The 5,029-nt window shown below is 63.1% G+C and carries 5 protein-coding genes; 2 read left to right on the forward strand and 3 right to left on the reverse strand.

Features of this window, described 5'->3' with window-relative positions; translation table 11 throughout:
• Nucleotides 1–756, forward strand: a 756-nt coding sequence (locus tag VJ307_02980; GenBank protein HJX73094.1) for an enoyl-ACP reductase, incomplete at its 5' end; no start/stop codon positions are given.
• A 570-nt stretch (nucleotides 757–1,326) separates the two neighbouring features.
• On the opposite strand, the gene VJ307_02985 is transcribed toward VJ307_02980, so the two are convergent.
• The 3 genes from VJ307_02985 to VJ307_02995 form a co-directional block, all read right to left on the reverse strand.
• A complete protein-coding gene (locus tag VJ307_02985; protein HJX73095.1) occupies nucleotides 1,327–2,853 on the reverse strand; it encodes a hypothetical protein in 1,527 nt (508 codons plus the stop codon).
• Nucleotides 2,854–3,067: 214 nt separating this feature from the next.
• Nucleotides 3,068–3,316 (reverse strand): hypothetical protein, encoded by a 249-nt coding sequence (locus VJ307_02990; GenBank protein HJX73096.1) that lies wholly within the window; start codon nucleotides 3,314–3,316, stop codon nucleotides 3,068–3,070.
• An 18-nt stretch (nucleotides 3,317–3,334) separates the two neighbouring features.
• Entirely contained in the window at nucleotides 3,335–3,709 is a 375-nt protein-coding gene (locus VJ307_02995; protein HJX73097.1) for a hypothetical protein, read from the reverse strand.
• A gap of 412 nt (nucleotides 3,710–4,121) precedes the next feature.
• On the opposite strand from VJ307_02995, the gene VJ307_03000 reads away from it, so the two are divergent.
• Complete coding sequence (locus VJ307_03000; GenBank protein ID HJX73098.1) at nucleotides 4,122–4,958, forward strand: SDR family oxidoreductase; 837 nt, start codon at nucleotides 4,122–4,124, stop codon at nucleotides 4,956–4,958.
• Nucleotides 4,959–5,029: the final 71 nt, after the last annotated feature.

A 5,029-nucleotide genomic window follows, 5' to 3' on the forward strand; every position in this document is an offset into this window, starting at 1 on the left:
GCATGGGGCGTGGCCAGGGCCTGTCACCGCGAGGGGGCCGAGCTCGGGTTCAACTATCTCGGCGAGGCGCTGATGAAACGCGTTCATCCCCTGGTGGAGTCGATCCATTCGAGCTTCGTCGAACCGCTCGACGTCGGCGACGACGCCCAGCTCGACGATTTCTTCGCCAAGGTCGAGGCCCGTTGGGGGCGGCTCGACTTCATCGTGCATTCCATCGCCTTTGCCAACAGGGATTCGCTGCAAGGCAATTTCCGGGATACCTCGCGCGCCGATTTCCATCTCGCGCTGGATATTTCCGCCTACTCCTTCATTGCCTGCGCCCGGCGGGCGGCCCGGTTGATGGGACCGGGGGGGTCCATGGTGACGATGAGTTACCTCGGGGCGGTGCGCGCCGTGCCGAACTACAACGTGATGGGTGTGGCGAAGGCCGCCCTCGAAGCGGCGACCCGTTACCTGGCCCACGATCTCGGGCCGGAAGGGATCCGCGTCAACGCCGTCTCGGCCGGGCCGATCCGTACGCTGGCCGCCTCCGGCGTGGTCGATTTCCGCAAACTGATGGAGAAGAACGCCCGTGGCGCCTCGCTCCGACGGAACGTGACGCAGGACGAGGTGGGGAACGCCGCCGCGTACCTCCTTTCGGACTGGGCTTCCGGCGTGACCGGCGAGGTGCACTACGTCGACGCGGGGTTCAACATCGGCGCCGGCGACCCGGGTGTCGAACCGGCCCCATGGGGCTCCTCCTCCCCCTCGTCCTGAGCGTTTGACGGGACAGCACGCAGATCCCCGTGCGGAAACGCACGCGGGGATGACGGGATTCTTTTCTATCCTTTTCCTGAAGCCGGATGCTGTTTGCCCCGGATCCGTCCTGACTCTGGTCGTACGCTGCCGCATAATTGCCCCCCCTCTTTGAGTAAAGTTACTCCACTCACCGTTAGGTTTCTTATGACAAATCCTATTGTCCTTGCGAATTGGATGAGTTGGAGGACCTGGAGTTCCCCCTCAGGGGCAAATGGCAATCATGGGGGAGCAGGCGGAAAACTTGGTGCGCATTCCCGGACGATGATGGGCACTACAGGAGAGGAACCAGAACGGACTGCAAACCCCGTACAAACAACCGCCTATTTCGGGGTGAAAATGGGGATTTGCGGGGACGCTGTTGACGCGGGATGTCCCAGCGAAGGACGCAGGAGAAAAGGTCGCGGACCCGGTTAAAGAAGATGTTCCGCTGGCCGAGGTCCTTGGTGGAACGCCGTATGCCGAACGGCACGTACGGTGGTGTGAGAGGTGGGGGGATGTAAGACCCCCCGCCTACTCGATGCCCCTTCCTCAGTGGCCCGTAAGAAATGCCTTGGCTGCGGCGAGTTCCTGACGCTCGGTATCGCGATCGGCGGTCAAGGTCTGCAACTTGGCGTAGTAATCGCGGGCCGCGGGGAGGTTGCCGGAGGCTTCCGCCGCGCGGGCGGCACCGGAAATTCCACGGAAGCGGTTGGGGTCGCGCTTCAAGGATCGCTTGAACTCGGCTAACGCCTGCTCCGGCTGGTTTAGGGCCAGGAGCATCTCGCCCAGCAACTCCCGCGACGGCACGACGTTCCCCGGGGTAACCGGATGCTTGTCGCTGGCTTCTTCCGCTTCTGCCGCCGCGCGCATCGACTGCACGGCATCGTCGTGCCGCTTCTCCGCGAACGCGATCCAGGCGTCGACTGTCTTGATCTGAAAGTCGGCCTGACCGGCCCAGTACCCGATCTTGGCCGACGTCATCGCCTCCTTCAACGCCCGGAGGCGCTCCGCATCCCGGTGCGCGGCCGCCACGTCTCCGCTGCGGGCCGCGCCGAGGCCGCGCGCGAAGACCAGGATCGCCTCAGCCTGCGGAAACTTGCTCCAGGACAGGCCGGCAGGCGACAGTTCAAGCGCCGCCGCCTGCTTCCAATCGCCGCGCTCCAACGCAAAGCGGGCGGGGATCGCCGCGAAGGCATAGGCCGCGACGAAGTTCTCGACGTTCACCTTGCGGATCGCGGCCGCCTCATCCAGCAGTCGCTTCGCCGCCTTGTCCTGTGCCTGCTGCAGATGACCGAAGACCATGTAATCCATGGCATGCAGGGCATCGTAGGTGCCGATGTCGAGGGTCTTCTCCGTCAGCTCGTTCTTCGCAGCCGCATACGAGGCGCGGTTCCCCTCCACCATCTCCCGCCACAGGCCGACCCGGCTGAACAGGTGCGAGGGCATGTGCAACGCGTGCGGGACAGACGGCGCGATCCCGGCGTAGGCCCGGGCGGCGGGAAGCCCCTTCTCGGCCAGCGGGGCATAGTCGTAAGTATGAATCAGGTAGTGGGCGACCCCCGGGTGGTCGGGGTACTGCTGGAACAACGGCTCGAGGATGCCAGCCGCCTTGAGTTGATTGGCGAACGTCTTGTCGGTGGGCAGCGCCGTGATGTTCAGCACGAGTGCATAGAGAATCCGCGCTTCCACGTCCTGCGGATACTGCGACGCCACGCCTTCCATGGCCTTCTCGAAGGCCACCGCCCGCGGCCGGTGCTCGGTGGTCTCCCAATCCTCGAAGAACGCGGCAAGGGCACGGATGTACGCGCGTTCGCGCTCGCTCTTGGCGCCCACCCGCTTCGCCTCCGCCATCGCCGACACACCCGCCTTGAGCGCGGCCGGGTTGGGCGGCCACGCGAAGGGATTTCCCATCGACATGATCGCGATTCCCCAGTGCGCCATCCCGCACTCCGGATCGTGTTGGAGGACTTTCGAGAAAGATTTCTTCGCCGGGTCGAACCAGAAGGAATGAAACAGCGCCATGGCCCGGTTGAACTCCTCTTGCGCGGCGGCGTTGCACGAGACGGGAAAGTCCACCTTCCCGAGCTGTTCAGGCGGAGTCCCTCGCGGAGTATCATTCTCACCGTGTCCCCATGCTCCGGAGGCACCGGCGCCGAGCATGATTGCCAATGTCAATGCCCCGACAGTCCTTCTCCTTGTCATGATCACCTCCCTGGGTCGGTTGTCCGCGGCCCCGAACTGCGATGACATCCTTAGCCTGATCCCGCTTTCCGCCCGCGTCTGTTGTTCATTAGGTGCCCGGCATCCGTTGCCGGATTCGCCTCGGATCACTTTCCGCCAGGCCGCCGATGTTGCTGTTTTCGAACGCCCCCTTGGGCCCCAGGACGATCACGACCGTTTGTTCGCGGTAGGCCGCCACAGGGGGGAAGTTGTGGTCTTCCCGAGCGATATGGTCGATCCGGAAGTAGACCTTCGGTTCGATCCGTCCGGGGCGGGATCTAATACTGTTCCCTTTGGAACCCAGATAGGCTCGAACCATTTCCCCTGCGAACGCTATCTAAAATTGAAAGCCCTGGAAAAATAAGGAGGCCTCATGCCACTCGTTGAAATCAAGGTTTTCGAGGGCGAGTTCTCGCAGACCCAGTCGCAGGAGCTCATTAAAAAGGTCACTGAGGTCATAGTCTCCTTTGCGGGGGAGAATCTGCGTCAGGCAACCTGGGTTGTCGTACAGCTGGGTTGTCATACAGGAGGGAAAGAGCGGCAACTGAGGGGTCGGCGGCAAAGCGTTGGGTTTCGACGACATCAGAGCGATCCAGAAGAGCAAGTTGATACAAAATTGATGACGGGATTCCCGTCGATCCATCAAGAAGACGTTGGTTGGAATGTTCTCCATTGATTCGGTTATCGGGGAGGAGACCACTTCACGGCTCAACTTTCCTCACCTTAAGGGGGTGGTGGGGAAACCCTTGGGGGTTCGAGTCCCCCCGGGGACTCGAACCGGCTTTGGGCGCCGACGAGCAGGAGGGAAAGCGCGACTTCAGGAGCGCGTCAGCCCGAAGCCGCGCCGCAAAGGCCGATCGCGTGATCGCGGAGGCTCGGGCGGGCGAGTCCCCCCTTTTGCACCATCGCAATACTCAAAGGGAATCCGGACTGACACCGGGCTTCCTTTTTTCGTATTATTGGCTGTGTGGCTTGAATATGGCTTGCTGAGCTCATTGCACATCATCGCCGCCTAACACTCGGAATGAATCCCGCGTGGACCGCCTTCCCCGGGCAATTGATGCCGGTCAATGAATTCCCCCATGATTCGACGGAGGATGAACAAAAAGCGGGGGAGGTTGCGCATGGGCAAGGTCACAGTGATCACCGGGGCGACATCCGGGATAGGGAAGGCAACGGCCCTCTTGTTGGCGGGCAGGGGGTACGAGGTGTACGCGGGAGCGCGGAACCCGGCGGATGGAGAGGCGTTGGTCGCCGAGGCAAAAGGGCGCGGGATCTCCCTTAAGGCCGTGCAACTGGACGTCACGGACGACGGTTCCGTCCGCGCAGCCGTTTCGCGCGTTGCGAGGGAGTCCGGAGGGCTGGACAACCTCGTCAACAACGCGGGGTACGGGTTCCTGGGGACGGTGGAGGAGGCGACGGATGCGGAGATCCAGCGCCAGTTCGACGTCAACGTCTTTGGCGTGGGCCGGATGTGTCGGGCGGCGCTCCCCTTGATGCGGGCCCGGCGGTCGGGTGTGATCGTCAACATCTCCGCGTGGCTCGGGAGGATGGGGTTTCCACTGTTAACGTACTACAACGCGAGCAAGTACGCCGTCGAGGCGATCACCGATTCCCTGCGGTACGAAGTGAAGCCCTTCGGCATCCGGGTTCACTCCGTGATGCCGGGCCTCTTCCGAACCCGCTTCGTATCGGGGGGGCTGGTTGCGAATCCGGCGACCGTCTCCCCGGCGTCGCCGTACGCCGCGCTGGCGGGGAAACTCATCCCCGTGGTGGCGAAGAAGATCAACGAGGGGCCGGACCCCGTGGCGGTCGCGGAGGCGGTCCTCCGCGTGATCGAGGATGCCGGTTCCCCCATCCGCACTCCGGTGGGTGTCGAGGCGGAGACGTTCGTCCCGATGGCGAAGCAGCTAACGGATGAGGCGTTCGAGGCGAAGGTGAAGGAGATCTTCGGGCTGTAGGGCTGCGCCCCGAAACGCTTGACGCGGCGAGGGGAAAATCACCGGGACGTCTCTATCTGATCTTGGAGGGG

The sequence above is a fragment of the Candidatus Deferrimicrobiaceae bacterium genome (assembly GCA_035256765.1).
Lineage (GTDB): Bacteria > Desulfobacterota > Deferrimicrobia > Deferrimicrobiales > Deferrimicrobiaceae > CSP1-8.

Coding starts and splice junctions, on each gene's coding strand:
- VJ307_02990 (HJX73096.1), bottom strand. CDS start 3,316: ATGGTTCGAGCCTATCTGGGTTCCAAAGGGAACAGTATTAGATCCCGC.
- VJ307_03000 (HJX73098.1), top strand. CDS start 4,122: ATGGGCAAGGTCACAGTGATCACCGGGGCGACATCCGGGATAGGGAAG.